This window comes from Heliobacterium chlorum, assembly GCF_014502795.1.
Classification (GTDB): Bacteria; Bacillota; Desulfitobacteriia; order Heliobacteriales; family Heliobacteriaceae; genus Heliobacterium; species Heliobacterium chlorum.
Map to the genome: position 1 here is coordinate 1 of NZ_JACVHF010000112.1, position 1,033 is coordinate 1,033.

Annotated in this window: 3 tRNA genes and 1 rRNA gene; all 4 read left to right on the forward strand. The window is 50.5% G+C overall.

The features are described from left to right. Window positions 1-84 precede the first annotated feature (84 nt). Window positions 85-160, forward strand: a tRNA-His gene (locus H1S01_RS20370). 6 nt (window positions 161-166) lie between these two features. Then, a tRNA-Leu gene (locus H1S01_RS20375) sits at window positions 167-253 on the forward strand. Window positions 254-341: 88 nt separating this feature from the next. Continuing rightward, window positions 342-424, forward strand: a tRNA-Leu gene (locus tag H1S01_RS20380). Window positions 425-691: 267 nt separating this feature from the next. Beyond that, a 16S ribosomal RNA gene (locus H1S01_RS20385) occupies window positions 692-1,033 on the forward strand; the annotation flags it as partial.

A 1,033-nucleotide genomic window follows, 5' to 3' on the forward strand; every position in this document is an offset into this window, starting at 1 on the left:
CGCCCGTAGCTCAGCTGGATAGAGTAATTGACTACGAATCAAGAGGTCAGGGGTTCGAATCCCTTCGGGCGCGCCATACTTATGGTGGCTGTGGCGAAGTGGTTAACGCACCGGATTGTGGCTCCGGCACTCGTGGGTTCAAGTCCCATCAGCCACCCCATATTATGCCGAAGTGGCGGAATTGGCAGACGCGCTGGTCTCAAAAACCAGTGAGGGCAACTTCATGCCGGTTCGACCCCGGCCTTCGGCACCATGTATTTATTAGGATAACCTTGGAATGGTTAAGCTCAATATTCAAGTCATGTTGGTTCGACCATTAATTTTCACTTGCACTAACACATGCGGTCGTGGCGGAATTGGCAGACGCACTGGATTTAGGTTCCAGCGGGCAACCGTGGAGGTTCAAGTCCTCTCGACCGCACCAAATTTCTAACTAAACGAAAAAAATACCATTTGATTTAGGCGTTATAGTGTGCTACTATAATCATCTGCTCAACAAATGGGTGAAAGCACTTCCGGTCTTTGAAAATCAAACAGTTGTAAGCAAAGCGTGCGAAACCAAAGTCAATTCGGCCCGCGCAAGCGGGAAGGATGGACAACTTCTTAAGAACTGATGACTTCTGTTACAAGAAGCATTAACTCGATAAGAAATTTAATCAACAAGAGCTTGACTCAAGCTTATCTACAATATTTTGTGGAGAGTTTGATCCTGGCTCAGGACGAACGCTGGCGGCATGCCTAACACATGCAAGTCGAACGGAGCACGGATACTTCGGTGGAAGTGCTTAGTGGCGGACGGGTGAGTAACGCGTGGATAACCTGCCTGAGAGTGGGGGATAACAGCCCGAAAGGGCTGCTAATACCGCATAATGTTGTCTGGGGACATCCCCGGACAACCAAAGGAGCAATCCGCTCTTGGATGGGTCCGCGTCCGATTAGCTAGTTGGTGAGGTAATAGCTCACCAAGGCGACGATCGGTAGCCGGCCTGAGAGGGTGAACGGCCACACTGGGACTGAGACACGGCCCAGACTC